Annotated in this window: 24 protein-coding genes; 11 read left to right on the forward strand and 13 right to left on the reverse strand. The window is 72.5% G+C overall.

The window, feature by feature from the left end; translation table 11 throughout:
• Positions 1–26: 26 nt before the first annotated feature.
• Complete coding sequence (locus ACIPPM_RS13810; protein WP_401446994.1) at positions 27–1,226, reverse strand: acetyl-CoA C-acetyltransferase; 1,200 nt, start codon at positions 1,224–1,226, stop codon at positions 27–29.
• A gap of 149 nt (positions 1,227–1,375) precedes the next feature.
• On the opposite strand from ACIPPM_RS13810, the gene mce reads away from it, so the two are divergent.
• The 5 genes from mce to ACIPPM_RS13835 all read left to right on the forward strand — a co-directional run bounded on the left by mce (position 1,376) and on the right by ACIPPM_RS13835 (position 9,153).
• A complete protein-coding gene (mce, locus tag ACIPPM_RS13815; RefSeq protein WP_388995341.1) occupies positions 1,376–1,816 on the forward strand; it encodes a methylmalonyl-CoA epimerase in 441 nt (146 codons plus the stop codon).
• 208 nt (positions 1,817–2,024) lie between these two features.
• A complete protein-coding gene (gene scy / locus ACIPPM_RS13820) occupies positions 2,025–5,870 on the forward strand; it encodes a polarized growth protein Scy (protein ID WP_401446996.1) in 3,846 nt (1,281 codons plus the stop codon).
• A 145-nt stretch (positions 5,871–6,015) separates the two neighbouring features.
• Complete coding sequence (locus ACIPPM_RS13825; protein WP_401446998.1) at positions 6,016–6,951, forward strand: cellulose-binding protein; 936 nt, start codon at positions 6,016–6,018, stop codon at positions 6,949–6,951.
• Positions 6,952–7,171: 220 nt separating this feature from the next.
• The gene (locus ACIPPM_RS13830; RefSeq protein ID WP_401447001.1) at positions 7,172–8,299 is read left to right on the forward strand and encodes an ABC transporter ATP-binding protein; all 1,128 of its coding nucleotides are present in this window, start codon (positions 7,172–7,174) and stop codon (positions 8,297–8,299) included.
• Positions 8,296–9,153 carry an ABC transporter permease gene (locus ACIPPM_RS13835; RefSeq protein ID WP_401447004.1) on the forward strand — a complete coding sequence of 286 codons (858 nt, stop codon included), beginning with the start codon at positions 8,296–8,298 and terminating at the stop codon, positions 9,151–9,153. Before ACIPPM_RS13830 ends, ACIPPM_RS13835 begins: the two co-directional genes overlap by 4 nt.
• 13 nt (positions 9,154–9,166) lie before the next feature.
• Here the strand turns inward: ACIPPM_RS13835 and ACIPPM_RS13840 are convergent, their stop codons facing one another.
• The gene (locus ACIPPM_RS13840) at positions 9,167–9,499 is read right to left on the reverse strand and encodes an ATP/GTP-binding protein (RefSeq protein ID WP_401447006.1); all 333 of its coding nucleotides are present in this window, start codon (positions 9,497–9,499) and stop codon (positions 9,167–9,169) included.
• A gap of 243 nt (positions 9,500–9,742) precedes the next feature.
• On the opposite strand from ACIPPM_RS13840, the gene ACIPPM_RS13845 reads away from it, so the two are divergent.
• A complete protein-coding gene (locus tag ACIPPM_RS13845) occupies positions 9,743–10,771 on the forward strand; it encodes an LLM class flavin-dependent oxidoreductase (protein WP_401447008.1) in 1,029 nt (342 codons plus the stop codon).
• Positions 10,772–10,839: 68 nt separating this feature from the next.
• Here the strand turns inward: ACIPPM_RS13845 and ACIPPM_RS13850 are convergent, their stop codons facing one another.
• Positions 10,840–11,232: an SCO5389 family protein gene (locus ACIPPM_RS13850; protein ID WP_393596129.1), complete on the reverse strand. Its 393-nt coding sequence runs from the start codon at positions 11,230–11,232 to the stop codon at positions 10,840–10,842.
• 299 nt (positions 11,233–11,531) lie between these two features.
• On the opposite strand from ACIPPM_RS13850, the gene nucS reads away from it, so the two are divergent.
• Complete coding sequence (gene nucS, locus ACIPPM_RS13855; protein ID WP_031181234.1) at positions 11,532–12,203, forward strand: endonuclease NucS; 672 nt, start codon at positions 11,532–11,534, stop codon at positions 12,201–12,203.
• A gap of 19 nt (positions 12,204–12,222) precedes the next feature.
• Here nucS and ACIPPM_RS13860 read toward each other — a convergent pair whose 3' ends face one another.
• The 3 genes from ACIPPM_RS13860 to ACIPPM_RS13870 form a co-directional block, all read right to left on the reverse strand.
• A complete protein-coding gene (locus ACIPPM_RS13860) occupies positions 12,223–14,697 on the reverse strand; it encodes an ATP-binding protein (protein WP_401447012.1) in 2,475 nt (824 codons plus the stop codon).
• A 256-nt stretch (positions 14,698–14,953) separates the two neighbouring features.
• Complete coding sequence (locus ACIPPM_RS13865; protein WP_401447014.1) at positions 14,954–15,277, reverse strand: STAS domain-containing protein; 324 nt, start codon at positions 15,275–15,277, stop codon at positions 14,954–14,956.
• A gap of 180 nt (positions 15,278–15,457) precedes the next feature.
• Complete coding sequence (locus ACIPPM_RS13870; RefSeq protein ID WP_393596132.1) at positions 15,458–16,306, reverse strand: 3-hydroxyacyl-CoA dehydrogenase family protein; 849 nt, start codon at positions 16,304–16,306, stop codon at positions 15,458–15,460.
• A 189-nt stretch (positions 16,307–16,495) separates the two neighbouring features.
• On the opposite strand from ACIPPM_RS13870, the gene ACIPPM_RS13875 reads away from it, so the two are divergent.
• The gene (locus ACIPPM_RS13875) at positions 16,496–17,068 is read left to right on the forward strand and encodes a cob(I)yrinic acid a,c-diamide adenosyltransferase (RefSeq protein ID WP_401447016.1); all 573 of its coding nucleotides are present in this window, start codon (positions 16,496–16,498) and stop codon (positions 17,066–17,068) included.
• Here ACIPPM_RS13875 and ACIPPM_RS13880 read toward each other — a convergent pair.
• Positions 17,065–17,616 (reverse strand): hypothetical protein, encoded by a 552-nt coding sequence (locus tag ACIPPM_RS13880; RefSeq protein ID WP_401447019.1) that lies wholly within the window; start codon positions 17,614–17,616, stop codon positions 17,065–17,067. The two genes, ACIPPM_RS13875 and ACIPPM_RS13880, sit on opposite strands and share 4 nt — an antisense overlap.
• Positions 17,617–17,778: 162 nt before the next feature.
• On the opposite strand from ACIPPM_RS13880, the gene ACIPPM_RS13885 reads away from it, so the two are divergent.
• Complete coding sequence (locus ACIPPM_RS13885; protein WP_401447021.1) at positions 17,779–18,951, forward strand: sensor histidine kinase; 1,173 nt, start codon at positions 17,779–17,781, stop codon at positions 18,949–18,951.
• Positions 18,948–19,583 carry a response regulator gene (locus tag ACIPPM_RS13890; RefSeq protein ID WP_401447023.1) on the forward strand — a complete coding sequence of 212 codons (636 nt, stop codon included), beginning with the start codon at positions 18,948–18,950 and terminating at the stop codon, positions 19,581–19,583. Before ACIPPM_RS13885 ends, ACIPPM_RS13890 begins: the two co-directional genes overlap by 4 nt.
• A gap of 32 nt (positions 19,584–19,615) precedes the next feature.
• Here the strand turns inward: ACIPPM_RS13890 and ACIPPM_RS13895 are convergent, their stop codons facing one another.
• From ACIPPM_RS13895 to ACIPPM_RS13910, 4 genes are read right to left on the reverse strand one after another with little or no spacing between them, the layout of a single operon-like run.
• Positions 19,616–19,816 carry a hypothetical protein gene (locus tag ACIPPM_RS13895; RefSeq protein ID WP_393596134.1) on the reverse strand — a complete coding sequence of 67 codons (201 nt, stop codon included), beginning with the start codon at positions 19,814–19,816 and terminating at the stop codon, positions 19,616–19,618.
• Entirely contained in the window at positions 19,813–20,244 is a 432-nt protein-coding gene (locus tag ACIPPM_RS13900; RefSeq protein WP_401447026.1) for a hypothetical protein, read from the reverse strand. The genes ACIPPM_RS13895 and ACIPPM_RS13900 overlap by 4 nt, the downstream gene beginning before the upstream one ends.
• Positions 20,245–20,300: 56 nt before the next feature.
• Complete coding sequence (locus ACIPPM_RS13905) at positions 20,301–21,770, reverse strand: sensor histidine kinase (RefSeq protein WP_401447028.1); 1,470 nt, start codon at positions 21,768–21,770, stop codon at positions 20,301–20,303.
• The gene (locus ACIPPM_RS13910) at positions 21,767–22,462 is read right to left on the reverse strand and encodes a response regulator transcription factor (protein ID WP_401447030.1); all 696 of its coding nucleotides are present in this window, start codon (positions 22,460–22,462) and stop codon (positions 21,767–21,769) included. The genes ACIPPM_RS13905 and ACIPPM_RS13910 overlap by 4 nt, the downstream gene beginning before the upstream one ends.
• Before the next feature lie 239 nt (positions 22,463–22,701).
• Between ACIPPM_RS13910 and ACIPPM_RS13915 the strand changes: the two genes are divergently transcribed.
• On the forward strand, positions 22,702–24,528 hold the full coding sequence (locus ACIPPM_RS13915) for a glycosyl hydrolase family 18 protein (protein WP_401447032.1): 1,827 nt from the start codon (positions 22,702–22,704) through the stop codon (positions 24,526–24,528).
• A gap of 22 nt (positions 24,529–24,550) precedes the next feature.
• Here ACIPPM_RS13915 and ACIPPM_RS13920 read toward each other — a convergent pair whose 3' ends face one another.
• Positions 24,551–24,997, reverse strand: a complete 447-nt coding sequence (locus ACIPPM_RS13920; protein WP_401447035.1) for a DUF2550 domain-containing protein — start codon at positions 24,995–24,997, stop codon at positions 24,551–24,553.
• A gap of 171 nt (positions 24,998–25,168) precedes the next feature.
• Entirely contained in the window at positions 25,169–25,546 is a 378-nt protein-coding gene (locus ACIPPM_RS13925) for a F0F1 ATP synthase subunit epsilon (protein ID WP_401447037.1), read from the reverse strand.
• Positions 25,547–25,606 lie beyond the last annotated feature (60 nt).

The following is a 25,606-nucleotide window of genomic DNA, read 5'->3' on the forward strand; positions in this document are numbered from 1 at the left end:
GCGCGCACACAGCCGGAAAAGACGATCTAGCCCTTGGGTACCCGCACGATCAGCGCGTCACCCTGGCCGCCGCCACCGCACAGCGCGGCCGCGCCCACACCGCCGCCACGGCGCTTCAGCTCCAGCGCCAGGTGCAGCACCAGCCGGGCGCCGGACATGCCGATCGGGTGACCGAGGGCGATGGCGCCGCCGTTGACGTTCACCTTTTCCGTGGACACCCCGAGGTCGCTCATTGACTGCACGGCGACCGCCGCGAACGCCTCGTTGATCTCGATGAGATCGAGGTCGGAGACGGTCAGCCCCTCCTTGCCCAGCGCGTGCTGGATGGCGTTGGAGGGCTGCGACTGCAGCGAGTTGTCGGGACCGGCGACATTGCCGTGCGCGCCGATCTCCGCCAGCCACTCCAGACCGAGCTCCTCGGCCTTCGCCTTGCTCATCACGACCACCGCGGCGGCGCCGTCGGAGATCTGCGAGGCGGACCCGGCGGTGATGGTGCCGTCCTTGGCGAAGGCGGGACGCAGGCGGCCGAGCGACTCGGCGGTGGTGTCCCCGCGGATGCCCTCGTCCTTGCTGAACAGCACCGGGTCGCCCTTGCGCTGCGGGATCTCCACCGGGGTGATCTCGGCCTCGAACAGGCCGTTCTTCTGCGCGGCGGCGGCCCGCTGGTGGGACAGCGCGGCGATCTCGTCCTGCGCGGCCCGGCCGATGCCGAGGCGGGTGTTGTGCTTCTCGGTGGACTCGCCCATGGCGATGTTCTCGAAGGAGTCGGTCAGCCCGTCGTGGGCCATCGAGTCCAGCATCTCGATCGCGCCGTACTTGAAGCCCTCGCGGGACTTCGGCAGCAGGTGCGGGGCGTTGGTCATGGACTCCTGGCCGCCCGCGACCACGATGTCGAACTCACCCGCGCGGATGAGCTGGTCGGCCAGCGCGATCGCGTCCAGGCCGGAGAGGCAGACCTTGTTGACGGTGAGCGCCGGGACGTTCATCGGGATACCGGCCTTGACCGCCGCCTGGCGGGCCGGGATCTGACCGGCACCCGCCTGGAGCACCTGGCCCATGATCACGTACTGGACCTGGTCGCCGCTGATCCCGGCGCGGTCGAGGGCCGCCTTGATGGCGAAACCGCCCAGGTCGGCACCCGAGAAGGACTTCAGCGAACCGAGCAACCGTCCCATGGGCGTCCGAGCGCCCGCGACGATCACTGAGGTGGTCGTTCCAGAAGACATGAGCTGCGATCCCCTTACCGGCCTGCACAGCCGAGGAGTGAACGAGGGTTTACTTCGAATGTACTGACCGTCACCGGAGCCCGTCACCGCTCTTACGGTGTGATCGCGCGCACGTTGCGTAACCACCTCCGGGGCGCTGCACTGAAACCATGCTGACGCGAATCGACCACATCGGGATCGCCTGCCACGACCTCGACACCACCGTCGAGTTCTACCGGACGACCTACGGCTTCGAGGTGTTCCACACCGAGGTCAACGAGGAGCAGGGCGTGCGCGAGGCCATGCTCAAGATCAACGAGACCTCGGACGGCGGCGCCTCCTACCTCCAGCTGCTGGAGCCGACGCGGGAGGACTCCGCGGTCGGCAAGTGGCTGGCCAAGAACGGCGAGGGCGTCCACCACATCGCCTTCGGCACGGCGGACGTGGACGCGGACGCCGCGGACATCCGCGACAAGGGCGTACGCGTGCTGTACGACGAGCCCCGCATCGGTTCCATGGGGTCCCGGATCACCTTCCTGCACCCCAAGGATTGCCATGGAGTCCTGACAGAACTGGTCACATCGGCGGCAGTTGAGTCACCTGAGCACTGACTCTCGTACATAAGGGCCGGTAGGGTTGGGGGCGGTCGTCCCCGAACACGGGGGACGACCGATGCCGGGGTCCGGGTTTCGGGGGACGAGCGTCGGGGCACCAGCCCGTGCTCCGCCGTTGATCTGACACCATTCCCCGGAGGGCCCCGTCCGGCGGATGGACGGTGCTCGTCGGAGAAATTCACCAGGGGACGGATGGGACCGCGCAGTGCGGGGCTACGAGAGCCAGGAGCGAGAGCCGGCGGCTGACGTCGACCACCTCTCTCGGTTCGAGGCCGAGATGAAGCGGCTGAAGACCGAGCGGGAAAAGGCGATCCAGCACGCCGAGGACCTCGGCTACCAGGTCGAGGTGCTGCGCGCCAAGCTGCACGAGGCGCGCCGCACCCTGATGACCCGTCCCGCCTACGACGGCGGCGACATCGGCTATCAGGCCGAGCAGTTGCTCCGCAACGCCCAGGTGCAGGCCGACCAGTTGCGGCAGGACGCCGAACGTGAGCTGAGCCAGGCCCGCGCGCAGACCCAGCGCATCCTCCAGGAGCACGCCGAGCACTCCGCCCGGCTCCAGGCGGAGCTGCACCAGGAGGCGGTCACCCGCCGCCAGCAGCTCGACCAGGAGCTGGCCGAGCGCCGCCAGACCGTCGAGTCCCACGTCAACGAGAACGTGGCCTGGGCCGAGCAGCTGCGTGCCCGCACCGAACAGCAGGCCCGTCGGCTGCTGGACGAGTCGCGCGCCGAGGCCGAGCAGGCCATGGCCGCCGCCCGTACCGAGGCCGAGCGGCTGACCCATGAGGCCCGCGAGCGGCTGCGCACCGACGCGGAGTCGGCCCGCGGCGAGGCCGAGCAGATCCTGCGCCGCGCCCGCACCGACGCCGAGCGGCTGCTGAACGCCGCCTCCTCCCAGGCCCAGGAGGCAACCGACCACGCCGAGCAGCTCCGTACGTCCACCGCCAGCGAGTCGGACGCCGCGCGCCGCCAGGCCGCCGAGCTGAGCCGGAGCGCCGAGGAGCGGATGGCGGAGGCCGAGCGCTCGCTGCGCGGTGCCCGGTCCGAGGCGGAGAAGCTGGTCGCCGAGGCCAAGGAGGCCGCCGCCAAGGCGCTGTCCAACGCCGAGGCCGCCAACGAGACCCGGACCCGGACCGCCAAGGAGCAGGTCGCCCGGCTGGTCAGCGAGGCCACCAAGGAGGCCGAGGCCACCAAGGCGGACGCCGAGCAGCAGGTCGCGGACGCCCGCGCGGAGGCGGAGAAGATCCTCGCGGAGGCCGGGGAGAACGCCCGCAGCGCCACCGCCGAGGAGACGGCCAGCCAGCTGTCGAAGGCGGCGCGGACCGCCGAGGAGGTCCTGAACAAGGCCGCCGAGGACGCCCGCAAGACCACCAAGGCCGCCACCGAGGAGGCCGAGCGCATCCGCTCGGAGGCCGAGGCGGAGGCGGACCGGCTGCGCGCCGAGGCCCACGACATCGCCGAGGGGCTCAAGGGCACGGCGAAGGACGACACCAAGGAGTACCGCGCCAAGACGGTCGAGCTGCAGGAGGAGGCCCGTCGGCTGCGCGGCGAGGCCGAGCAGCTGCGCGCCGACGCGGTCACCGAGGGCGACTCCATCCGCGCCGAGGCCCGCCGGGAGGCGGTCACCCAGATCGAGGAGGCGGCGAAGTCCGCCGAGGAACTCCTCGCCAAGGCCAAGGCGGACGCGGACGAGCTGCGCAAGACCGCCACCACCGACAGCGAGAAGGTCCGCACCGAGGCCATCGAGCGGGCGACCTCGCTGCGCAGGCAGGCCGAGGAGACCCTGGAGCGCACCCGCAAGGAGGCCGAGCGGCTCAAGGCCGAGGCCGAGGAGCGGGCCGAGACGGTCGGGGCGGACGCCGAGAAGGCCGCCCGCGAGCTGCGCGAGGAGGCCGAGAAGGCCGCCGAGGCGCGCCGCGAGGAGGCCGCCGGTGAGCTGACCCGGCTGCAGACCGAGACGCAGGAGCGGCTGGACTCGGCGGAGCAGTCGCTCACCGAGGCCCGCGAGGAGGCGTCCCGTATCCGGCGCGAGGCCGGTGAGGAGTCCGAGCGGCTGCGCGCGGAGGCCGCCGAGCGCATCCGTACGCTCCAGCAGCAGGCCGAGACCGAGGCCGAGCGGCTGCGGGACGAGGCCGCCGCGGACGCGTCCGCCTCGCGTGCCGAGGGCGAGTCGGTGGCCGTACGGCTGCGGTCCGAGGCCGCGGCCGAGGCCGAGCGGCTCAAGGCCGAGGCGCAGGACACCGCCGACCGGGTGCGCGCGGAGGCGCAGGCCGCCGCCGAGCGGCTCGGCACGGAGGCGTCCGAGACGCTGGCCGCCGCCCAGGAGGAGGCCGCCCGGCGCCGCCGCGAGGCGGAGGAACTGCTCGGTGCCGCCCGCGAGGAGGCGGACCAGGAGCGCGAGCGGGCCCGCGAGCAGAGCGAGGAGCTGCTGGCCTCGGCGCGCACCCGGGTGGAGGAGGCGCAGGCCGAGGCGGTCCGGCTGGTCGAGGAGGCGGACCGGCGGGCCACCGAGATGGTGTCCGCCGCCGAGACGCACGCGGCGCAGGTGCGGGACTCCGTCAGCGGGCTGCAGGAGCAGGCGCAGGAGGAGATCGCCGGCTTGCGTTCGGCCGCCGAGCACGCGGCGGACCGTACCCGTCGGGAGGCCGAGGAGGAGGCGGACCGGGTCCGCACCGACGCCTACGCGGAGCGGGAGCGGGCGAGCGAGGACGCGGCGCGGCTGCGCCGGGAGGCGAACGAGGAGTCGGAGGCGGCGCGGGGGCTCGCGGAGCACACGGTCGCCGAGGCGGCCGAGGAGTCGGAGCGGCTCCGCTCGGACGCGTCCGAGTACGCGCAGCGGGTGCGTACCGAGGCGTCGGACAAGCTGGCGGAGGCCGATCAGGCCGCGTCGCGGACCCGGGCGGACGCCCGCGAGGACGCCAACCGCATCCGGTCGGACGCGGCGACGCAGGCCGACACCCTGATCACCGAGGCGCGTTCCGAGGCGGAGCGGCTGCAGACCGAGACGGTCGCGGAGGCGGACCGGGTCCGCGCCGAAGCGGTGGCGAACGCCGAGCAGTTGATCGCGGACGCGACCGACGACGCGGAGCGGCTGCGGGCCGAGGCGGCGGAGACGGTCGGTTCGGCGCAGCGGCACGCGGAGCGGATGCGCGCCGAGGCCGACCAGGCCAGGTCGGAGGCGGAGGCGGAGGCCGAGCGGCTCACCAACTCCGCGCGTGAGGAGTCCGAGCGGACGCTGGACGAGGCGCGCGGCGAGGCCAACAAGCGGCGTTCGGAGGCGGCCGAGCAGGTCGACACCCTCATCTCGGAGACGGCCGCCGAGGCGGACAAGCTGCTCGCGGAGGCGCGGCAGCAGGCGCAGCAGGCCACCGCGGACGCGGAGGGCCAGGCCGACTCGATGGTGGGCGCGGCCCGCACCGAGGCCGAGCGGATCGTGTCCGCGGCGACGGTGGAGGGCAACTCCCGTGTGGAGAAGGCCCGTACGGACGCCGACGAGCTGCTGGTCGGGGCGCGCCGGGACGCGACCGCGATCCGGGAGCGGGCGGAGGAGCTGCGCGAGCGGGTCACCTCGGAGATCGAGGAGCTGCACGAGCGGGCCCGCCGGGAGGCGGCCGAGACGATGAAGTCGACCGGCGACCGCTGCGACACGCTGATCAAGGCGGCCGAGGAGCAGCTGTCCACGGCGCAGACGAAGGCGAAGGAGCTGGTGTCGGAGGCCAGTTCCGAGGCGGGCAAGGTGCGGATCGCCGCCGTGAAGAAGGCGGAGGGTCTGCTCAAGGAGGCCGAGCAGAAGAAGACCAGGCTCGTGAAGGAGGCCGAGGACCTGAAGGCCGAGGCGATCCACGAGGCCCGGCGCACGGTCGAGGAGGGCAAGCGGGAGCTGGAGATCCTGGTGCGCCGCCGCGAGGACATCAACACCGAGATCTCGCGGGTCCAGGACGTGTTGGAGGCGCTGGAGTCCTTCGAGGGCCCGGCGGGCAAGGACGGCGGTGTCAAGGCGGGGGCCACGGTAGGGCCGCCCCGGTCGGGTGGCAAGAGCACCGACGGTTAGGACGGAGCATGGCAAGTTTTCGGGGGGTCAGCCACCCGAAAGAGGTGTCATTCTCCAGACCAAACACGTATCCGCTCGATGACACACCGCTTCGGCGCCTAGGATTCCCTCTATCACCTCACCGGTCTCATTCGACAGGAACCCCATGAGCGACACTTCCCCCTACGGCTTCGAGCTAGTGCGGCGTGGATACGACCGCGCTCAGGTGGACGAACGCATCTCCAAGCTCGTCTCCGACCGTGACAGCGCGCTCTCCCGGATCACCGCTCTGGAGAAGCGCATCGAGGAGCTCCACCTCGAGACGCAGAACGCCCAGGCCCAGATCACCGACGCCGAGCCGTCGTACGCGGGTCTCGGCGCGCGGGTCGAGAAGATCCTGCGCCTTGCCGAGGAGGAGGCGAAGGATCTGCGCGAGGAGGCGCGGCGCGCTTCCGAACAGCACCGCGATCTGGCCGAGTCGGCCGCCCAGCAGGTCCGCAACGACGCCGAGGCGTTCGCCGCCGAGCGCAAGGCGAAGTCCGAGGACGAGGGCGTCCGGATCGTCGAGAAGGCCAAGGGCGAGGCGTCCCAGCTGCGGGCCGACGCGCAGAAGGACGCGCAGTCCAAGCGTGAGGAGGCCGCCGCCGAGTTCGAGACGACCCGCGCCAAGGCCGCGCAGGCCGCCGCCGACTTCGAGACGAACCTCGCCAAGCGGCGCGAGCAGTCCGAGCGGGACCTGGCGTCGCGTCAGCAGAAGGCGGAGAAGCGGCTCGCGGAGATCGAGCACCGCGCCGAGCAGCTGCGCCTGGAGGCGGAGAAGCTGCGCACCGACGCCGACCGCCGTGCGCGGCAGACGGTGGAGACGGCGCAGCGTCAGGCCGAGGACATCGTGGCGGACGCCAACGCCAAGGCGGACCGCATCCGTTCGGAGTCGGAGCGGGAGCTGGCGGCGCTGACCAACCGCCGCGACAGCATCAACGCCCAGCTGACCAACGTCCGCGAGATGCTCGCCACCCTGACGGGTGCCGCGGTCGCCGCCGCCAGCTCTCCGGTGGAGGACGAGTCGGTCGCGCGCGGTGTGCCGGCGCAGCAGACCCGGTAACGCTCGGGCGCGAACCCGCTGAGCGCGGGCGAAGCCCTCTGCCGCCGGTGCGGCAGGGGGCTTCGGCCGCTCTCGACGGTTGCTCGACAGTGATCGGACACGCACTGTGAGCCTTTGGCTTTACTTTCTCTTGAGCGGAACCGGGTCGGCCCCGATATCCTCCTAACCCTTACGGGGGGCACGCGCCCCGCTGTCCTGAATCGTCCGATGGGTGCGGAGCATGATCGAGGCTGTTGGCCTGACCAAGCGGTACGGCGACAAGACCGCCGTGCACGACCTCTCCTTCCAGGTGCGTCCCGGCGCGGTGACCGGCTTCCTCGGGCCCAACGGCTCCGGCAAGTCGACGACCATGCGGATGATCCTCGGGCTGGACAACCCCACCTCCGGCTCGGTGACCATCGGCGGCTTCCCGTACCGCAAGCTGCCCAACGCCCCGCGTCAGGTCGGCGCGCTGCTGGACGCCAAGGCGGTGCACGGCGGCCGGTCGGCCCGTAACCATCTGCTGAGTCTCGCCCAGCTCTCCGGCATCCCGGCCCGCCGGGTGGACGAGGTGCTCGGTGTCGTGGGTCTCCAGGAGGTGGCGCGGAGGCGTTCCAAGGGCTTCTCCCTCGGCATGGGCCAGCGCCTCGGCATCGCCGCCGCCCTGCTGGGCGACCCGCAGGTGCTGCTGTTCGACGAGCCGGTCAACGGCCTCGACCCGGAGGGCATCCTCTGGGTCCGCAATCTGATGAAGGCGCTCGCGGCGGAGGGCCGTACGGTCTTCGTCTCCTCGCATCTGATGAGCGAGATGGCGCTGACCGCCGACCACCTCATCGTGATCGGGCGCGGTCAGCTGCTCGCCGACATGAGCGTGACCGACTTCATCTCGGCCAACTCCGCCGACTTCGCGCGTGTGCGCACCCCGGACACCGAGCCGCAGCAGCGGGAGAAGCTGACCTCGGCGCTGACCGAGGCGGGCGGCCATGTGCTGCCCGAGCTGGACGGCGCGCTCCGGGTGACCGGGCTGCCCCTCCCCCGTATCAGCGACCTCGCGCACGAGGCGGACGTACGGCTGTGGGAGCTGTCGCCGCACCAGGCGTCGCTGGAGGAGGCGTACATGCGGATGACGCAGGGCGCCGTCGACTACCGCTCCACCGTGGACCAGCGCTCGGGGCTCCAGCAGCCGCTGCCGCCCGGGGTGCAGCCGCCGATGCCGGTGCCGGGCCAGGGCCAGCCGGGCTGGTACGCCCCGCCGCCGCCCCAGCCGGGCTCCCCGTACGCGCCGCCCGAGCCCGCCGCTCCCGGCCCGGAGACGCCGAACCCGTACGCCGCGCCCGCCGAACCGACGAAGCCCGAGGACTCCCGATGAGCACCCAGCAGCCCCCGATGCCCGAGGCGTCCGCCGTCGCGTCCGGTGGTTCCCACTCCGGCTACAGCTCACCGATCCCGGTCACGCCCACGCATCTGGGGCACGCGCTGGCCTCGGAGTGGACGAAGATGAAGTCGGTGCGCTCCACGGTGTGGACGCTGGGCGTGTTCGTGCTGCTGGTGGTCGGCATCGGCCTGCTGGCCGCGGTCGCGGTCCGGGGCGCCGGCGAGCTGGACCGCCAGAACCCGCTGACCCTCGGCTTCTTCGGGCTGCTGCTCGGCATGATGTGCGTGATGACGCTGGGCGTGCTGACCACGGCGTCCGAGTACGGCACGGGCATGATCCGTACGACGATGACGGCGTGCCCGAGCCGGGGCCGGGTGCTGGCGGCCAAGTCGATCGTGTTCTTCGTGGTCGCCTTCGTGGTGACGCTGGCGACGGTGTCCCTGGTGGCGCTGATCCAGACCTCGATGCTCCAGAGCAGCGGCACCCGGACCCCGACCGGCGGGGAATGGCTGAAGGCGACGCTCGGCATCAGCCTCTACATCGCGCTGCTCGGCCTGCTGTCCCTGCTGGTCGGCTCGATGATCCGGCACTCGGCGGGCGCCATCACCATCATGATCGGCGCGGTGCTGGCCCCGCTGGTGATCGCGCTGTTCATGAACGCGAACTCGCTGGAGAAGGTGCAGCAGGCGCTGCTGGAGTACTCGATCCCGAGCCAGATGGGCGTGTTCTACGACAACACCCTCAGCCACTCCGGGCCCTCGGGCTGGGAGCCGCTGTGGATCATGCTGGGGGTGACGGCGGCGGCGTTCGCCGGGGCGTACGCGCTGCTGCAGAGCCGGGACGTGTGACCCCGCGCCCCTTCTAGAACCTGGGCCAGTTTCCGGACCGTCGTACCCGTGTGGTGCGGCGGTCCCGTGCGTTCCAGCACGCCTTGTGCCAGTGCCGCCGGTCGTCGACGCCCATGTGGTCCGGCCAGGCCACCACGTGCGGGACGCCGGAGGGGATCACCTGGTCGCAGCCGGGGCAGCGGTAGGTCTTGCCGTCGGCGCTCGCCCCGGCGACATGGCGGACGTTCCACTCCTCGCCCTGCCAGCTCTCGGTGGACTGCCAGCCGCCGTACCGGCCCGACCGGTCGTCCTCGGCACCTCGGCCGGACGAGTCTGCCGCCTTCGGTCGGTTGCGACGCGGGGACACAGGACACCTCTCGGGGCTATACAGGAAGCACGGGCCGCGTCCAGCCTACGCGGCACCGGCCGGGGGTACGCGTAGGTCACCAACCCGTACAAGTCCCCTTACAGGCCGATCCATTCCAGCAGAGAAGCGACCATTCTGCAGACAATCCGCAAATCCCTCCACCAAGCCGTGTCCTGGGCACGTGTCATGTGGTTATGCCGGTCGGGGCAGCTCCCGGTCGGAGCCAAGGAAGCGGGAAATGCGATGCGCGTAGGAAGTTTTGTGCTGGCGGGGCGGTATCCGGGCCAGGGCGACGGCGAGGCCCTGCACCGGGCGGTGCGCTCGGCGGAGGTGGCCGACGAGGCCGGTCTGGACACGGTGTGGCTCGCCGAGCACCACTTCGTGCCGTACGGCACCTGCCCGTCGGCCGTCACCCTGGCCGCCCTCCTGCTGGGCCGCACCCGCCGCGTCCGGGTGGGCACCGCCGTCAGCGTGCTGCCCGGCGTCCACCCGGTGGCCCTCGGCGAGCAGGCCGCGCTGCTGCACATCACGAGCGGCGGCCGGTTCACCCTGGGCGTGGGCCGGGGCGGCCCCTGGGTGGACCTGGAGGTGTTCGGCGCCGGACTCGGGGCGTACGAGCACGGCTTCCCGGAGTCGCTGGACCTGCTGCTGCGCTGGCTGCGCGAGCCGTCGGTCGGCGCCTCGGGCGAGCGGTACGCCTTCCGCGAGGTGCCGGTGGTGCCGCGCCCGGCAGACGCGCTGACCGAGGCGCCGGGGCCCGAGGTGGTGGTGGCGTGCACCTCACCGGGCAGCGTGCGTCTGGCGGCGGAGCGCGGGCTGCCGATGCTGCTGGGCATGCACTCCGGGGACGAGGAGAAGGCCGAGATGGTCGCCCTGTGGCGGCGCCACGCGCGCGCGTCGGGCCGTACGCCCGAGGAGATCGCGGCCGCGGGACATGTCTCGGCCGGGGTCTGCCAGCTCGCGGACAGCCGCTCCGACGCCGTCGAGACGCTGCTGAAGGCGATGCCAGGCTGGCTGAAACAGGGCCTGGAGGCCCATGTGACGGTGGACGGCCGGGCGCGCGCGATGCGCGACCCGTACGCCTACACCGAACTGCTCTGCGGGCTGCACCCGGTGGGCACGCCCCGGCTGGCCGCCGACCGGCTCGCGGCCACCGCGGAACGCACCGGGATCTCCCGCTTCGCCCTGCTGGTCGAGGGCTCGGGCGATCTGGACGCGACCGAGCAGAACGTGCGGCGCCTGGGCGCCGAGGTACTGCCGCGGCTGCGCTGACCGCCACCGGCTCCCGGCCGCCGGGAGAGCTTGTCGGCGGCTCATGGAGCCGGTGTCGCGCGTGTACGTCAGCAGTCCCGCAGCTCCGGGGACTGGTTGAGCAGCTGGGCGCGCACCGAGGTGAAGCGGGCCAGCCTCTCGTCCACCGCGGAGTCCAGCGGGAACACCGCCACCCGGTGGCAGTTCTGGAAGGCCAGGCGTACGCCGAAGTGGCGCTGGAGCGCACCGCGTATGGCGTCACTGGCGAGCGCGCGCAGCAGCTGGCCGCGCGCCTGCTCGTCCGGCGGGGGCGTCTGGTTGTCGGCGAAGGGTCCGCCGTCCACCTTCAGCTGGGCCACCAGGGAGCTGATCATCTCCCACGCAAAGGGCAGGGAGGTCCGGACGCAGTCGACGAATTCTGCTTCGTCGACCTCGCCTCGCTCGGCCTGTTCGAGTAGGGCCGGTGAGACGTCGAGCGACATGGGTTCTCCTCTCGCACCCCCGACGGACAGGGGTTGCCGGACAGAAAGAGAAGCACGCGACACCGGACACGCTCCGCACCCCCACCGCGGCCTCCCTTGTCCTACGGTAGGCAACCGTCGGTGACCACACCAGCAGAATGCGTATATGGAACGGTCGTCCTGCGGTCACAATCGGCCAGGGATGAACAAGAGTTTCCAGGGACAATTGGGGTGGCCCACTGGACGGCAGTGGCGGCGGGCATGGGGTGAGGTGCGGGCGAATCGCGCGCACGGGTGCGCGTCGAGTAGCGTTGCCGACCATGCGTCTCGTCATTGCCCGGTGCTCGGTCGACTACGCCGGCCGGCTCACCGCCCACCTGCCCTCGGCTCCCCGCCTGATCCTGGTCAAGGCGGACGGCAGCGTCTCCATCCACGCGGACGACCGGGCCTACAAGCCCCTCAACTGGATGTCGCCGCCCTGCACCCTGAAGGAGGGCACGGGTGACGAGGCGGGGGTGTGGACCGTCATCAACAAAGCGGGCGAGAAACTGATCATCACGATGGAGGAAGTCCTCCACGACTCGTCCCACGAGCTGGGTGTGGACCCCGGTCTGATCAAGGACGGCGTGGAAGCGCACCTCCAGGAGCTGCTCGCCGACCGCATCGAGACGCTGGGCGAGGGCTACACGCTCATCCGCCGCGAGTACATGACGGCGATCGGCCCCGTCGACATCCTGTGCCGGGACGCGAACGGCGGCACCGTCGCCGTCGAGATCAAGCGGCGCGGTGAGATCGACGGCGTGGAGCAGCTCACCCGTTATCTGGAGCTGCTCAACCGCGATCCGCATCTCGCCCCGGTGCGCGGGGTGTTCGCGGCCCAGGAGATCAAGCCGCAGGCCCGCGTGCTGGCCACGGACCGGGGCATCGGCTGCCAGGTCCTCGACTACAACGCCATGCGCGGCATCGAGGACGACAAGCTCCGCCTGTTCTGAGCCCCGGCCCGCCGGGCCGTCACATCACCGGGGGCTCGGTGCTCGCGCTCTCCGTGGCCTCGCCGGACGCGGACGCGGTGGCGCTCTCGGCGGGACCGCTGGCCGAGGTCGAGGTCGTCGGGGGCGTGGTGGGATCGTCCGGGGGCGTCGTCTCCGGGCCGGTCGGCTCCTCCGTGGTCGGCTGGTCGGTGGGGTCGCTGGTGGACGGCGTGGGCTCGCCGGTCGTGGTCGGCCTGCCCGTCGGCCGGGTGGGCCTGCCGTGCGTCGGCTCGGGGCTCGTCTCGCCGCCGGGGTCGGGCGTGCCCGTCGGGTCGGCGCCCGGGGTCCCGTCGGTGGCGGACGGCTCGGGGCCGTCCGAGGCGCCGGGGCTGCCGCTCGCGCCGGGGATGACGGGGTGGCTGGTGGCGGCGCGGGCGGGTGCCGGTTCGTCCTTCTTCGGTACGGCGCCCAGCGTGCCGTCGTCCAGGTCCTGGGTCGCCGACGGGTTGGAGCCGACGTTGGTCGCCGGGTCGCGTCCGGCGCCCTCGTCGGAGGTCATGCCGAGGGTGACGACGGTGCCGAGCACGGCGACCAGCAGCGCGCCGGACCCGGCGGCCACCAGGTTGCGCCGGGCCATGGCCCGCACCCCGCTCCGCTCCCCCGCCGCCGCTGGCCGGGGGGTGACGACGGGCTCCTGCCCGTAGCCGTACGACGGGGTGAACGCGGCCGGGGCCGGGGCGAGCGGTGCCGTCCGGGTCGCCGGGGGCTCCTCGGCCATCAGCGCGGCGAGGCCCGGCAGGTCGCCGGTGCGGTCCGCGACCAGGGCGAGGGCGCGACGGCCCGCGACGGTGCCCCGCTTGTCCGAGAGCGCGGTCCGCAGCCCGTGCGACGCCTCCAGTTCGGAGCGCGCCCGGTCCAGCTGGCCGTCGACGAGGGCGAGGATGCCCAGCTCGTGGTGGAAGTAGGCGCGTTCGGCGACGTCCTGGGCGAGGCGGGCGGCCTCCGACCCGGCGTGCAGGGCCTGTTCCCACGCCGTCCAGTGCAGTCCGGCGGCGAACGCGGCCGAGGCGGCGTGGGCGAGCAGCACGGCGCACGCCTCCTCGCCCTCGGCGGCCGGTTCGGTGCCGGGGACGACGGTCTCGAGCGCGGCCAGTACCGCGGCGGCCTCGGCGCACACCCGCTCGGGGGCGACGGAGGGGTGGGCGGCCCACCAGGCGTAGTGCCGGGCGGCGGTGAGGGCCTGGGCGGGGGCGTCCTCGTCGTATCCGGCGGCCTCCAGCTGGGCGCGGACCCCGGCCGCGAGGCGGTAGCGGGGTCCGGCCGGGGAGACCAGTCCGCAGCCGAGGAGTTCGCCGAGCGCGGCGTCGGCGTGGGTGTCGCCGACCAGGGCGGGCAGGTGCGCGGGGTGCGGCAGCTCGCCGTCGAGGGCGACCGCGACGCGCAGGGCGGCGCGGGCGGAGACGCTGAGCCGGGAGGCGAGCAGCGGGGCGGGTGCGGCGGCCTCCGCGAGCGAGGGCAGCGGCACCTCCTCGGCCTCCTCGTCCCGCAGCGGCAGGTCGAGCACGGCGTCGGCGGGGGCGCGTACGTCCTCGAAGACGCCGTACTCGTCCACCACGCCGCCGCTGGCGCGGAGTTGCTCGCGCTGGCGGAGCAGGGCACCGGCCTGGACGAAGCGCAGCGGCAGGCCCTCGGACTCGAACCAGAGGTCTCCGGCCCAGACGGCCTCCTCCTCGGTGAGGTCGCGGCCCACCGAGCGCTCCAGGATCCGCACCCCGGCCGCGCGGTCGAGTCCGGGGAGGTCCACGTCCTCGACGTCACTGGCGGCGGCGGGGGCGGCGACGTCCGGGGTGGCGGCGAGGAGGAAGGCGCATTCGGGGGCGGCTTCGAGCAGTCCGGTGAGGGCGGCGCCGCCGAACTCCAGGTCGTCCACGAGGACGACGGCACCGATCTCCTTCGCCGCGTCCCGCAGTTCGTCCGGCTGGAGGCGGTGGCGGGGGGCGTCGTGGACGGTGTGGAAGAGGTCGCGCAGCAGGTCGTCGGGGGTGCGGTGGAGGCCGTCGAGCCGGACCACGCCGTCGGGGGCGAGGTCGGCGCAGTCCTCGGCGACGAGGTCGAGCAGGGCGGTGCGGCCGGAGCCGCCGGGGCCGGTGAGGCGGACGGTGCGGCCGCGGGTGAGCAGCCGGACCAGCCGCTCGCGTATCTCCTGACGCTCCAGCAGTTCGGCCTCGGGCAGCCGGGTTCCGGGCGGGGCGGGCGGCAGGGCGGCCCGCTCGTACTCGGCGCGGGCGGTGGGGGTGCGCTTGGCGGGGGCGTCCGGCCGCTGGTGCGGCGGGCAGGGCTCTATCTCGCTGCCGTCGACGGGGTTGACGGTCAGCAGGAAGTCACCGCAGACGAGCCGGGTGGTGCGGGCGGGCACGGGACCGCCCGGGGCGAAGTCGGCGGTGAGGGGGTCCCGCGGCGGACGGCGGCTCGGTGCCTGACCGTGGTCCTCGGTTCCCGGAAGTATCGGGTCCATGGGTTCAAAGCCCCCAAAAGCGTCGTGTGCCGATCTCGGCCCCTCCCGGCCTGCCGCACATCGCGCTGTCGCTTCTGGTCCGGGCCCGCTCGCGGATTCACGAGGCGGCGGGCGACCGAACCCTAAACCGTCGGCCGGTGTCCCCGACAGAGCGGGGTGCCGGACGGCCCGAGAGATCCGGGAGATCACCTTCCGGTGCGGAATGTGTGCGACGGGCGGTTCAGGACGACTTGGAGCCTGCCCCGCCGCCGGGCCCTCACACGCGCGGCAGCGACTCCACGCCGACGCCGCCCTCGATGGCGAGGATACGGTGCAGCCGGGTGGCGACCAGCAGCCGCTGCATCTGCGCGGGCACCCGCCGCAGCACCAGGCGGCGGCCACAGCGGCCCGCGCGCCGGTGGGCGCCCATGATGACCCCGAGTCCGGTGGCGTCCCAGGAGTCCAGCTCGGACAGGTCCAGCACCAGATCGCCGATCCCCGCGTCGAGCGCCGCGTGCAGGGCCGTACGGGCGTCCGCAGCGCTGCGGACGTCAAGGCGCCCCCCGACGACCAGCTCGGTGTGGTCGCCCCTGATGTGCATATGCGCTCCCCGTTGAGTGCGAGTGGCGTTCTTTCGTGACGGTGCTGTGCAACGTCTGACTGTGCGAGTGTCGATCCGGTTGCTGGTTGTAAGCGAACCGATACCGAATTCACCCTCGGGGGTGATCCCCCTGGGCGGCTGTGCGGACGCGTACGGGATCGGCGGGTGACCCGGACGCGGTCAGTACGTGTAGAAGCCCTGCCCGCTCTTGCGGCCGATGTCACCGGCGTCCACCATCCGGCGCATCAGCTCCGGCGGGGCGAACTTCTCGTCCTGGCTCTCGGTGTAGATGTTGCCGGTGGCGTGCAGCAGGATGTCGACGCCGGTCAGGTCGGCGGTGGCCAGCGGGCCCATCGCGTGCCCGAAGCCCAGCTTGCAGGCGAGGTCGATGTCCTCGGCGGTGGCCACGCCCGACTCGTAGAGCTTGGTGGCCTCGACCACGAGGGCGGAGATGAGACGGGTGGTGACGAACCCGGCGACGTCGCGGTTGACGACGATGCAGGTCTTGCCGACCGACTCGGCGAACTCCCGTGCGGTGGCGAGGGCTTCGTCGCTCGTCTTGTAGCCCCGGACCAGCTCGACGAGCTTCATCATCGGCACCGGCGAGAAGAAGTGCACGCCGACCACGCGCTCGGGATGCTCGGTCGCGGCCGCGATCTTGGTGATCGGGATGGCGGAGGTGTTGGAGGCGAGCACGGCGTCCGGGCGCACGATCTTGTCGAGCGCGCGGAAGATCTCGTGCTTGACCTCCAGCTTCTCGAAGACGGCCTCGATCACGATGTCCGCGTCGGCGACGTCGTCCAGGTCGGTGGTCGGGGTGATCCGGGCGAGGGCCGCCTCGGCGTCCGCCGCGTCCAGCTTGCCCTTGGCCACGAACTTCTCGTAGGAGGCCCGGATGCCGTCGGTGCCGCGCTTCAGCGCCTCGTCGGTGACATCGCGCAGAACCACGTCCCAGCCTGCCTGAGCGGCGACCTGGGCGATGCCGGACCCCATGAGACCGGCCCCGATGACGGCGAGCTTCCCTGCCACTCCGACTCCCCTTACGCGCTGTTTATGGTTCCTCTCGGCGGACATTAGCGCTCGGGCGTGGCGTTGAGGACCGTAAGTAACGCGTGTCACGGTCTCAGGGCGTGAGACACCCGTCACGTTCCGGTTCCGTCCCGCCGAGGCGTCAAATCCGCACCGCTTCGCGCCCTTTGGGGCAACTAGGCTGGCCGTATGGTCAATCTGACGCGCATCTACACCAGGACCGGCGACCAGGGCACCACCGCCCTCGGGGACATGAGCCGGACCGCCAAGACCGACCTCAGGATCTCCGCGTACGCGGACGCCAACGAGGCGAACGCGGTGATCGGTACCGCCATCGCGCTGGGCGGGCTGGAGGAGGAGGTCGTCACGGTCCTCACCCGGGTGCAGAACGACCTGTTCGACGTGGGCGCCGACCTCTCCACGCCGGTGGTCGAGAACCCGGAGTACCCGCCGCTCAGGGTCGAGCAGTTCTACGTGGACCGGCTGGAGGAGGACTGCGACCGGTTCAACGAACGTCTGGAGAAGCTGCGCTCGTTCATCCTGCCCGGCGGCACCCCCGGCGCGGCCCTGCTGCACCAGGCGTGCACGGTGGTCCGCCGCGCCGAGCGCTCCACCTGGGCGGCGCTGGAGGCCCACGGCGACACCATGAACCCCCTCACCGCGACCTACCTCAACCGCCTCTCCGACCTCCTCTTCATCCTGGCCCGCACAGCCAACAAGGAGACCGGCGACGTGCTGTGGGTACCGGGCGGGGAGCGCTAGAACCGGGTACGGCGGGCAGCGGGCTCCTTCTTCGGGAACAGGGTGTAGCTCATGGCGATCACCAGGTTGATCCCGATCAGCCACACCATCCGCAGTTGCCAGTCCCGCAGCGATCCGGTGCTCCCGTCGCCGACGTACCAGACGGCCGTCTGGAGCAGGGCGGTGGCGACCACGGAGGCCAGCACCCAGCGGCCCGCGACCTTCCACTCGTGGACGGCGCGGGCCCGGCCGTACTTCGGGGGCCTCACCGGCGGTGGACCGCCCGCGAAGCGGTGTGCGATCCGGGCGTCGGCCCACTTGACGGCGGAGTGGCCGAGGCCGACCGTGAAGCCGATGTAGACGGCGGCGAGACCGTGGTGCCAGTCGGGCTCGACGCCGTTCCTGAGGTCGATCGCGGTGACCGCGAACAGCACCAGCTCCAGCAGGGGTTCGCACAGCAGCAGGGCGAGCCCGGTGCGCGGCATCCGGAGCCCGTACCGGAAGCCCAGTCCGGCCGCCAGCAGCACCCAGAACGCCACCTCGCAGGCGATGATCAGTCCGACGATCACGGCTCGCTCCTCTCCCGCACCCCTTGGAGCACCCCTCGATCCTCCCGGCCGGGGGCCCTGGCGGCGTCGTCGGCGGTGACGAGACGGGCGTAAGCGAAAGAGGCACCCCGGACCCTCCCCGGGATGGGGGCGCCGGCGCCAGGGGCCGTGTTGGATGGGCGCATGTCCCTCGCAGCACCGCGCCCCCACCGCGACGACGTGCGGATCGCCGTCGGCGGGCTGCTGGGCGGGGTGCTGCTGTGGACGCTCGGGATGCGTCCGCGCGGGACCGCGGAAGTGTCCGTGCTGTGGCCCGCGTCCTGGGCGCCGCTGGTGCCGCTCGCGGTGACCGCCGCGTGCGAGCTGCTGCGCCGGACCCGTCCCCGTACCGGCCTGCTCGTCGGCACGGTCGCGCTGGCGCTGGACACGGTGACCGCCGGCAGCGTGGTCACCGTCGTGCTGTACACCGACCTGATGTACGCGGCCGTCCTGTACGGCGGCCCCGTGACCGCCCGCAGGCTGCCCTGGATCACCGGGATGCTGACCGTGCTCGGCGGGGTGGTGCCCGCCGCCGTGGGGCGCGACCCCCGGTGGCTGCTGCTCGGGGTGGGGGTGGGTGTGGTCGCGTTCGCGCCCGCCGCCACCGGCTGGGTGGTGCGCGACCACCGGGACGCCGCCGAGGCGGCGCGGCTGCGGGCCGAGCAGACCGCGCTGCTGGCGGAGGTGGACCGCACGCAGGCGGTGACGGCCGAGCGGGCCCGGATGGCGCGGGAGCTGCACGACCTGGTCGCGGGCCATCTCTCCGCCATCGCCATCCACGCCACGGCCGCGCTCTCCCTGGACGACCCGAGGACCACGAAGGAGGCCCTGGCGGTGATCCGGGAGAACAGCGTCGAGGGGCTGGCCGAGATGCGGCGGCTGATCGGCGTCCTGCGGGCCGACTCGGCCGACCGGAAGCCCGCCGCGATCCCCACGCTGGACGGGCTGGCCGCACTGGTCGAGCGCGCCCGCGCGGGCGGCCTGGACGTCCGCCTCGACGCCGGGCAGGGCGACGTGCCGACGCCGATCGGCCTGGCCGCCTACCGGATCGTGCAGGAGTCGCTGACCAACGCGCTCAAGCACGCGGCCGAGGGGCCCGTGGAGGTCCGGCTGCACCGGCGGGACGGCTCGCTCGACATCCGGGTGACGAGCCCCTATCGGCCCGGCTGCACCCCGCGCGTCCCCGGTTCCGGCACCGGGCTCGCCGGGATGCGGGAGCGGGCGGCGCTGCTGGGCGGGGAGTTCGAGGCCGGTCCGGACGGCGCCCGCTGGAGCGTGCGCACCGCGCTTCCGTTCACCGAGGGAGATCCGGCGTGATCCGGGTCCTGGTCGCCGAGGACCAGTCGGCCGTACGGGCCGGTCTCGTGCTCATCCTGGGCAGCGCGCCCGGTATCGAGGTGGCCGGGGAGGCGGCGGACGGGAAGCGCGCGGTGGAGCTGGCGCGGAAGCTGCGGCCGGACGTGGTGCTGATGGACGTACAGATGCCTCTGCTGGACGGGGTGTCCGCGACCCGGCTGATCACGGCGGAGGACCTGGCGGACGTGCTGGTGCTGACCACCTTCGACCTGGACGAATACGTCTTCGGGGCGCTAAGGGCCGGGGCGGCGGGGTTCCTGCTGAAGAACGCCGAGGCGCAGGAACTGCTGGCGGCGGTACGGGCCGTGGCGCGTGGGGAGGGCGTGGTGGCGCCGGCGGTGACCCGACGGCTCATCGCCGAGTTCGCCGGGCAGCCGCCCCGCACGGGCGACCGGGCCGTGCTGGACGCGCTGACCCCGCGCGAGCGCGAGGTGCTGACCGGGGTCGGAGAGGGGCTGTCCAACGCCGAGATCGGGGCCCGTCTGGAGATGGCGGAGGGCACGGTGAAGACCCACGTCAGTCGGATGCTGGCCAAGCTGGGGCTGCGCAGCCGGGTCCAGGCGGCCGTGCTGGCTCGGGAGTTGGGGATGTAGGGGCGCCTCCACCGGGCGCCCCTTCCCCTCCGCTACCGGTCCGCGTCGCTCGTGGCGTCGCGGTCGGCCGCGGCGGCCGCCGACTCCGCCGCGTCCACCTTCTGCTTCATGTCCGCGTAGCCCGAAGGGGTGCTGGACGGGGTCGCGGCGTCGTCGTGGCCGCAGGCCGTGGTGAGGGCGGCGAGGGCGGCCAGGGTGACGGCCGCCGCCGCGCGCCGGGAGCCGCGCCTCACTTGTCCGCCTTGCCGCTGCTCTTCTTGCCGTCGTCGCTCTTCTCGCACCAGGTCTTGACCCCGGCGAGGTCCGTCTTCCGCTGCTCCAGGTCCTTCTTCAGCGACTCGCGGGTGTCGAGGCGGCCCTGCAGGAAGGTGGCGATCTCGGTGTGGCCGGCCTTCTTGGCGTTGTCGACCCGCTCCTGGAGCCGGGCCACCGAGCCGCGCCGGGCCTTGCCCGCGTCCAGCCGCTTCAGGGCGCGGTCGATGCGCTTGTCGATCTTCGGCGCACGCTTGCACAGGGCTCGCGCCCCGTCACCGGCCGCCTTGGCGGCGGGCTTGGCGCTGGGAGAGGCGTCGGCGGCGGACGCGGCACCGGCCGAGCCCGCCAGCAGCGCCGCGGTGGCCAGGCCCGCGAGGAGGGTACGGGTGCTTCGTCGTGCGTCCATGGGCGTCTCCGTTCACGTCCGGGACGGGCTGTGGTGCCCGTCCGTCGCCCCGGAGGCTAGGAGGTCTCTTTGGGGAAACCTTGTGACCGGTTCGCCCCGGCCGTGGACCCGCCCGGCGCCGCCGTGCCGATCAGCCAGTCCCGCCGTCCCGGCGCCCCGGTGCCGTCCAGCGGCAGCCGCACCTCGAAGCGGGCGCCGGTGCCCTGCGGGCCGTCGGTGACGCCGACGCTGCCCCGGTGCAGCGCGGTCTGCTGGGCGACGAGGGTGAGTCCGAGGCCGGAGCCGGTGCTGTGCGGGCCCCGCTGGAACCGCTCGAAGAGCCGCTCCCGGTACTCGTGCGGTATGCCGGGCCCCTGGTCGGCCACGACGACGACCGCCTGCTCCCCGGCCCGCCGCACGTCCACCCGTATCCGCGCGACGCCCGCCGGGTCGCGGCCGTGGGCGAGGGCGTTGGCCAGCAGGTTGTCCAGCAGCAGCCGCAGGCCCGGCTCCCAGCCGGGCACGGTGAGCCCCGGTTCCGCGTCCAGGGTGATGTCGGCGCCCCGGTCCCGGCGCCGCACCTCGGCCACGGCGGCGTCGGCGAGGTCGGCCAGTTCCACGGCGTCGAAGGTCTCGGCCTCCACCAGGTCGCCCCGGCCCAGTTCGCGGAGCATCACCAACAGGTGGAGCAGCCGGGCGTGTTCGAGGCGCAGGTCGGTCAGTGCCTCGTCCCGGTCCGGCTCGGGCAGGCCGGGGAGGGCGAGGACGTCGAGGTTGGTGCCCATGCTCATCAGCGGGGTGCGCAGTTCGTGCGCGGCGGCCGAGGAGAAGGAGCGGGCGGTGTCGAGCGCCTCGGCGGTACGGGCGGCCTGCTCGTCGTAGCGGGCGAGGACGGTGCGCAGGGTGGCGCCGAGTTCGTCGACCTCGGTGACCCCGGTCCGCTCCGGTTCGGGGCGTACGCCGCTGGTGCGCGGGTCGAGACCGGCGGTGCGGCGGGTCAGGCGGCGCAGCGGGGCGCTCGCGCCGCTCGCCAGCAGCCAGGCGAGCAGGCCGGAGGCGGGTGCGGCGAGCAGCGCGGTGAACACGACCCGGCGCCGGACCAGCAGCACCTGGGCCCGGTCGGCGGTGTCGGGGGCGAACACCCACAGGGTGCCGCCGGGCACCGGCCGGGCCAGCCCGCGCCAGCTCCGGGCGCCGTCCCGGATCGTGACCGGTCCGGTGGCCCGCCGGGGCAGTCGGGCCGACGGGCCGGGCTGGGGGCCGCCGCTGAAGACACCGTCCGGTCCCTGGACGCGTACGCCGACGTCGAGGGCGGCGCTGAACAGTCGCCGTTCGCGCTGGTCGGCGATCTTGGGGCGGTGGCCCGCCGAGGCGCGCAGCAGGGCGCGGGCGTCCGGGGCGATGGCGGCGGCGCGCTGCCGCAGATGCTGGTCCCCGGCCCGGTGGAGGTCGCGGGCGACCAGGTGGGTCAGCAGCCAGCCGGAGGCGAGCACCAGCAGCGGGACGGTGCAGCCGACGGCGAGGCCGACGCGGGTGGAGAGCTTCATGACGCGTCCCGGAACACGAAGCCGACCCCGCGCACGGTGTGCACCAGCCGGGGGGCGCCACCGGCCTCCAGTTTCCGGCGCAGATAGCTGACGAAGGTGTCGACGGCGTCGGTGCGGACCTCGAAGTCGTAGCCCCAGACGCGTTCGAGGAGCTGGTCGCGGGTGAGGACGAGTCCGGCGTTGCGCATCAGCACCTCCAGCAGCTGGAACTCGCGCCGGGTGAGGTCCAGTACACGTCCGTCGCGCTGGGCGGTGCGGGCGCCGAGGTCGATCTCGATCCCGGCCTCGCGCAGCACCTCGCGGCCGGTGGGCGGGCTGCGGCGCAGCAGGGCGCGCAGCCGCAGTACGAGTTCCTGGAGGGCGAAGGGCTTGACGAGGTAGTCGTCGCCGCCCGCCTGGAGCCCGGCGATCCGGTCGGCGGTCTCGTCCAGCGCGGACAGCATCAGCACGGGCAGTTCGCGGCCCTCGTCGCGCAGCCGGGCGCACACCTGGATTCCGCTGAGGCCGGGCATCGACACGTCCAGCACCAGCACGTCCGGCGGCTCCTGCCCGATGGCTGCGAGCGCCCCGGTGCCGTCGGCGGCGGTGCGCACCGTGAAGCCGTGCAGCCGGAGGCCGCGCTCCAGGGAGCGCCGGATCGCCGCGTCGTCGTCCACCACCAGGACGGTGCCGGAGCTTGGTGAGTCACCCATGAGCAGCCAGCGTACGGGGCGGCGCGGAGCCGTCGGCAGGCGCCCATCAAGCCCTCTCCAGCCTCTCAAACCCCTTCAGCCTCACCAGAGTTGAGGTTAAGTCGAATTGCGGAACAAATGGTCCAGACCTATTGACCGCTGGTCCAGACCTTTCCTATTGTCGCGGCAGCATGGGCGTGAAGGCTCAGTCATGCCCCCCATGCCTCGTGAAGTTCCCCCCGACATCGAGGGAGGCGCACATGCGCTTCAGACACAGAGTCGCGGCGGGTGCCGTGACCCTGCTGCTCCCCCTGGCCGGCCTCGTCGGCCTCGCCGCCCCCGCCGAGGCGGCCACCAACGTCACCGCGAGCTATGTGAAGTCCCAGGACTGGGGCAGCGGTTTCGAAGGCAAGTGGACCGTCAAGAACACCGGCACCACGGCCATCAACTCCTGGACGATCGAGTGGGACTTCCCCTCGGGCACGTCCGTCTCCTCCGCCTGGGACGCCGACGTCACCTCCTCCGGCACCCACTGGACGGCGAAGAACAAGTCGTACAACGGCTCGGTCGCCCCCGGCTCCTCCATCTCCTTCGCCTTCAACGGCGCGGGCTCCGGCTCCCCGAGCAACTGCCGTCTCAACGGCGACAGTTGTGACGGCACCACCGTCCCCGGCGACGCGGCCCCCTCCGCCCCCGGCAAGCCCACCGCCTCCGCCGTGACCGACACCTCGGTCAAGCTGAGCTGGTCGGCCGCCACCGACGACAAGGGCGTCAAGAACTACGACGTGCTGCGCGACGGCGCGAAGGTCGCCACCGTCACCACCACCTCGTACACGGACAGCGGCCTCACCGCGGGCACCGACTACTCGTACAGCGTGCGCGCCCGGGACACCGCCGACCAGACCGGTCCGGCGAGCGGCTCCACCGCCGTGCGCACCACCGGCGGCGGCACCAACCCGCCGCCCGCGACCGGTGACAAGGTCAAGCTCGGCTACTTCACCGAGTGGGGCATCTACGGCCGGAACTACAACGTCAAGAACATCGTGACGTCCGGCTCCGCCGCCAAGATCACGCACATCAACTACGCCTTCGGCAACGTCACCGGCGGCAAGTGCGCGATCGGCGACTCCTACGCCGACTACGACAAGGCGTTCACCGCCGACCAGTCCGTCAGCGGCGCCGCCGACACCTGGGACCAGCCGCTGCGCGGCAACTTCAACCAGCTCCGCCAGCTCAAGGCCAAGTACCCGAACATCAAGGTGCTGTGGTCCTTCGGCGGCTGGACCTGGTCCGGCGGCTTCGGCGAGGCGGCGAAGAACCCGGCCGCGTTCGCCCAGTCCTGCTACGACCTGGTCGAGGACCCCCGCTGGGCCGATGTCTTCGACGGCATCGACATCGACTGGGAGTACCCCAACGCCTGCGGTCTGTCCTGCGACACCAGCGGCGCCGCGGCCTTCAAGAACGTGGCCTCCGCGCTGCGTGCCAAGTTCGGCGCCAACTACCTGGTCACCGCCGCGGTCACCGCGGACGGCTCCAGCGGCGGCAAGATCGAGGCTGCCGACTACGCGGGCGCCGCGCAGTCCATGAACTGGTTCAACGTCATGTCCTACGACTTCTTCGGCGCGTTCGACGCCAAGGGTCCGACGGCCCCGCACTCCCCGCTCACCTCGTACAGCGGCATCCCGAAGGCGGGCTTCACCACCGCCGACGCGATGGCCAAGTACAAGGCGGTCGGCGTCCCGGCGAACAAGCTGCTCATCGGCATCGGCTTCTACGGCCGCGGCTGGACCGGCGTCACCCAGGACGCCCCCGGCGGCACCGCCACCGGCGCCGCTCCGGGCACCTACGAGGCGGGCATCGAGGACTACAAGGTGCTCAAGGGCTCCTGCCCGGTCACCGGCACCATCGCGGGCACCGCGTACGCCCACTGCGGCAGCAACTGGTGGTCGTACGACACCCCGTCGACCATCGCGGGCAAGATGAGCTGGGCCAAGAACCAGGGCCTGGGCGGCGCGTTCTTCTGGGACTTCACCGGGGACACCAGCAACGGTGAACTCGTGACGGCCCTCAGCAACGGCCTGTCGTAAGGAAGTTCGGGGGCCGAGCCCCCTAAGCGACGTTGACGCGCTGTCCGGGCGGGGCTGCTTCCAGCCACGCGAGAAATCCGGTCAGCGCGTCTTCGCTCATGGCGAGTTCGAGGCGGACGCCCTGGTGGACGCAGGCGAGGATCACCGCGTCCGACAGCAGCGCCAGCTCCTCCTCGCCCTCGGGCAGCCGACGACCGGCCACCTCGATCCGCGAGCGCTCCAGCGTCCGACGCGGGCGCAGGGCGTACGAGAAGACGCGGAACCACTCGATGCGGTCCCCGTTGTAGCGGGCGACGCCGTAGCTCCAGCCCTTGCCGTTCACATCGGACTGCTCCGCCACGTCCCAGCGCAGCGAACAGTCGAAGGTGCCCCCGGAGCGCTGGATGAGCCTGCGGCGCAGGCCGAACAGGAACAGACCCACCACCACGAGCGCGACCACGATTCCGCACACAGTCAGAGCGAGGACCATCGGCACCGACCTCCTCGTCTTCCAGGTAGGGGAACTGCTCTCGGCTCAGGGTAATGAAACCGCAGAGCAAGGTAATGGAACCGGAAAAACACCCGGATTCACCTCAGCCGCGACCGGCACCGGAATGTTCCGGGCCGGCCGCGGCTGAATGATGGTCACACGGCGCGATGATCAGCGCGCGGAGGTCGCCGCCCGCAGACGGACGTCGGCGCGACGCTGGGCGTCCTCGTCGTCCTCCGCCTTCGCTCGCTCCAGCTCGCGCTCGGCGCGCTGGACGTCGATCTCCTCCGCCAGCTCGGCGATCTCGGCCAGCAGCGACAGCTTGTCGTCGGCGAACGAGATGAAACCGCCGTGCACCGCGGCGACGACGGTCCCGCCGTCGCTGGTACGGATGGTCACCGGGCCCGACTGCAGCACACCGAGCAGCGGCTGGTGACCGGGCATGACGCCGATGTCGCCGGACGTGGTGCGCGCGACGACCAGGGTGGCCTCGCCGGACCAGACCTGGCGGTCGGCGGCGACCAGCTCGACGTGCAGCTCAGCAGCCAAGGTTGGCTCCTCGGATCACCACCCGGCGGTCGTGCCGGGTGTTGGGGTCGATTCTAGGGG

The organism is Streptomyces sp. NPDC090119 (genome assembly GCF_044747085.1).
In the GTDB taxonomy this organism is placed as follows: domain Bacteria; phylum Actinomycetota; class Actinomycetes; order Streptomycetales; family Streptomycetaceae; genus Streptomyces.

What these genes read in the sequence shown, in the direction of transcription:
- ACIPPM_RS13810 (WP_401446994.1), bottom strand. Translation starts at nt 1,226, where the DNA reads ATGTCTTCTGGAACGACCACCTCAGTGATCGTCGCGGGCGCTCGGACG.
- mce (WP_388995341.1), top strand. Translation starts at nt 1,376, where the DNA reads ATGCTGACGCGAATCGACCACATCGGGATCGCCTGCCACGACCTCGAC.
- ACIPPM_RS13825 (WP_401446998.1), top strand. Translation starts at nt 6,016, where the DNA reads ATGAGCGACACTTCCCCCTACGGCTTCGAGCTAGTGCGGCGTGGATAC.
- ACIPPM_RS13830 (WP_401447001.1), top strand. Translation starts at nt 7,172, where the DNA reads ATGATCGAGGCTGTTGGCCTGACCAAGCGGTACGGCGACAAGACCGCC.
- ACIPPM_RS13835 (WP_401447004.1), top strand. Translation starts at nt 8,296, where the DNA reads ATGAGCACCCAGCAGCCCCCGATGCCCGAGGCGTCCGCCGTCGCGTCC.
- ACIPPM_RS13845 (WP_401447008.1), top strand. Translation starts at nt 9,743, where the DNA reads ATGCGCGTAGGAAGTTTTGTGCTGGCGGGGCGGTATCCGGGCCAGGGC.
- ACIPPM_RS13850 (WP_393596129.1), bottom strand. Translation starts at nt 11,232, where the DNA reads ATGTCGCTCGACGTCTCACCGGCCCTACTCGAACAGGCCGAGCGAGGC.
- nucS (WP_031181234.1), top strand. Translation starts at nt 11,532, where the DNA reads ATGCGTCTCGTCATTGCCCGGTGCTCGGTCGACTACGCCGGCCGGCTC.
- ACIPPM_RS13860 (WP_401447012.1), bottom strand. Translation starts at nt 14,697, where the DNA reads ATGGACCCGATACTTCCGGGAACCGAGGACCACGGTCAGGCACCGAGC.
- ACIPPM_RS13865 (WP_401447014.1), bottom strand. Translation starts at nt 15,277, where the DNA reads ATGCACATCAGGGGCGACCACACCGAGCTGGTCGTCGGGGGGCGCCTT.
- ACIPPM_RS13875 (WP_401447016.1), top strand. Translation starts at nt 16,496, where the DNA reads ATGGTCAATCTGACGCGCATCTACACCAGGACCGGCGACCAGGGCACC.
- ACIPPM_RS13885 (WP_401447021.1), top strand. Translation starts at nt 17,779, where the DNA reads ATGTCCCTCGCAGCACCGCGCCCCCACCGCGACGACGTGCGGATCGCC.
- ACIPPM_RS13900 (WP_401447026.1), bottom strand. Translation starts at nt 20,244, where the DNA reads ATGGACGCACGACGAAGCACCCGTACCCTCCTCGCGGGCCTGGCCACC.
- ACIPPM_RS13905 (WP_401447028.1), bottom strand. Translation starts at nt 21,770, where the DNA reads ATGAAGCTCTCCACCCGCGTCGGCCTCGCCGTCGGCTGCACCGTCCCG.
- ACIPPM_RS13910 (WP_401447030.1), bottom strand. Translation starts at nt 22,462, where the DNA reads ATGGGTGACTCACCAAGCTCCGGCACCGTCCTGGTGGTGGACGACGAC.
- ACIPPM_RS13915 (WP_401447032.1), top strand. Translation starts at nt 22,702, where the DNA reads ATGCGCTTCAGACACAGAGTCGCGGCGGGTGCCGTGACCCTGCTGCTC.
- ACIPPM_RS13920 (WP_401447035.1), bottom strand. Translation starts at nt 24,997, where the DNA reads ATGGTCCTCGCTCTGACTGTGTGCGGAATCGTGGTCGCGCTCGTGGTG.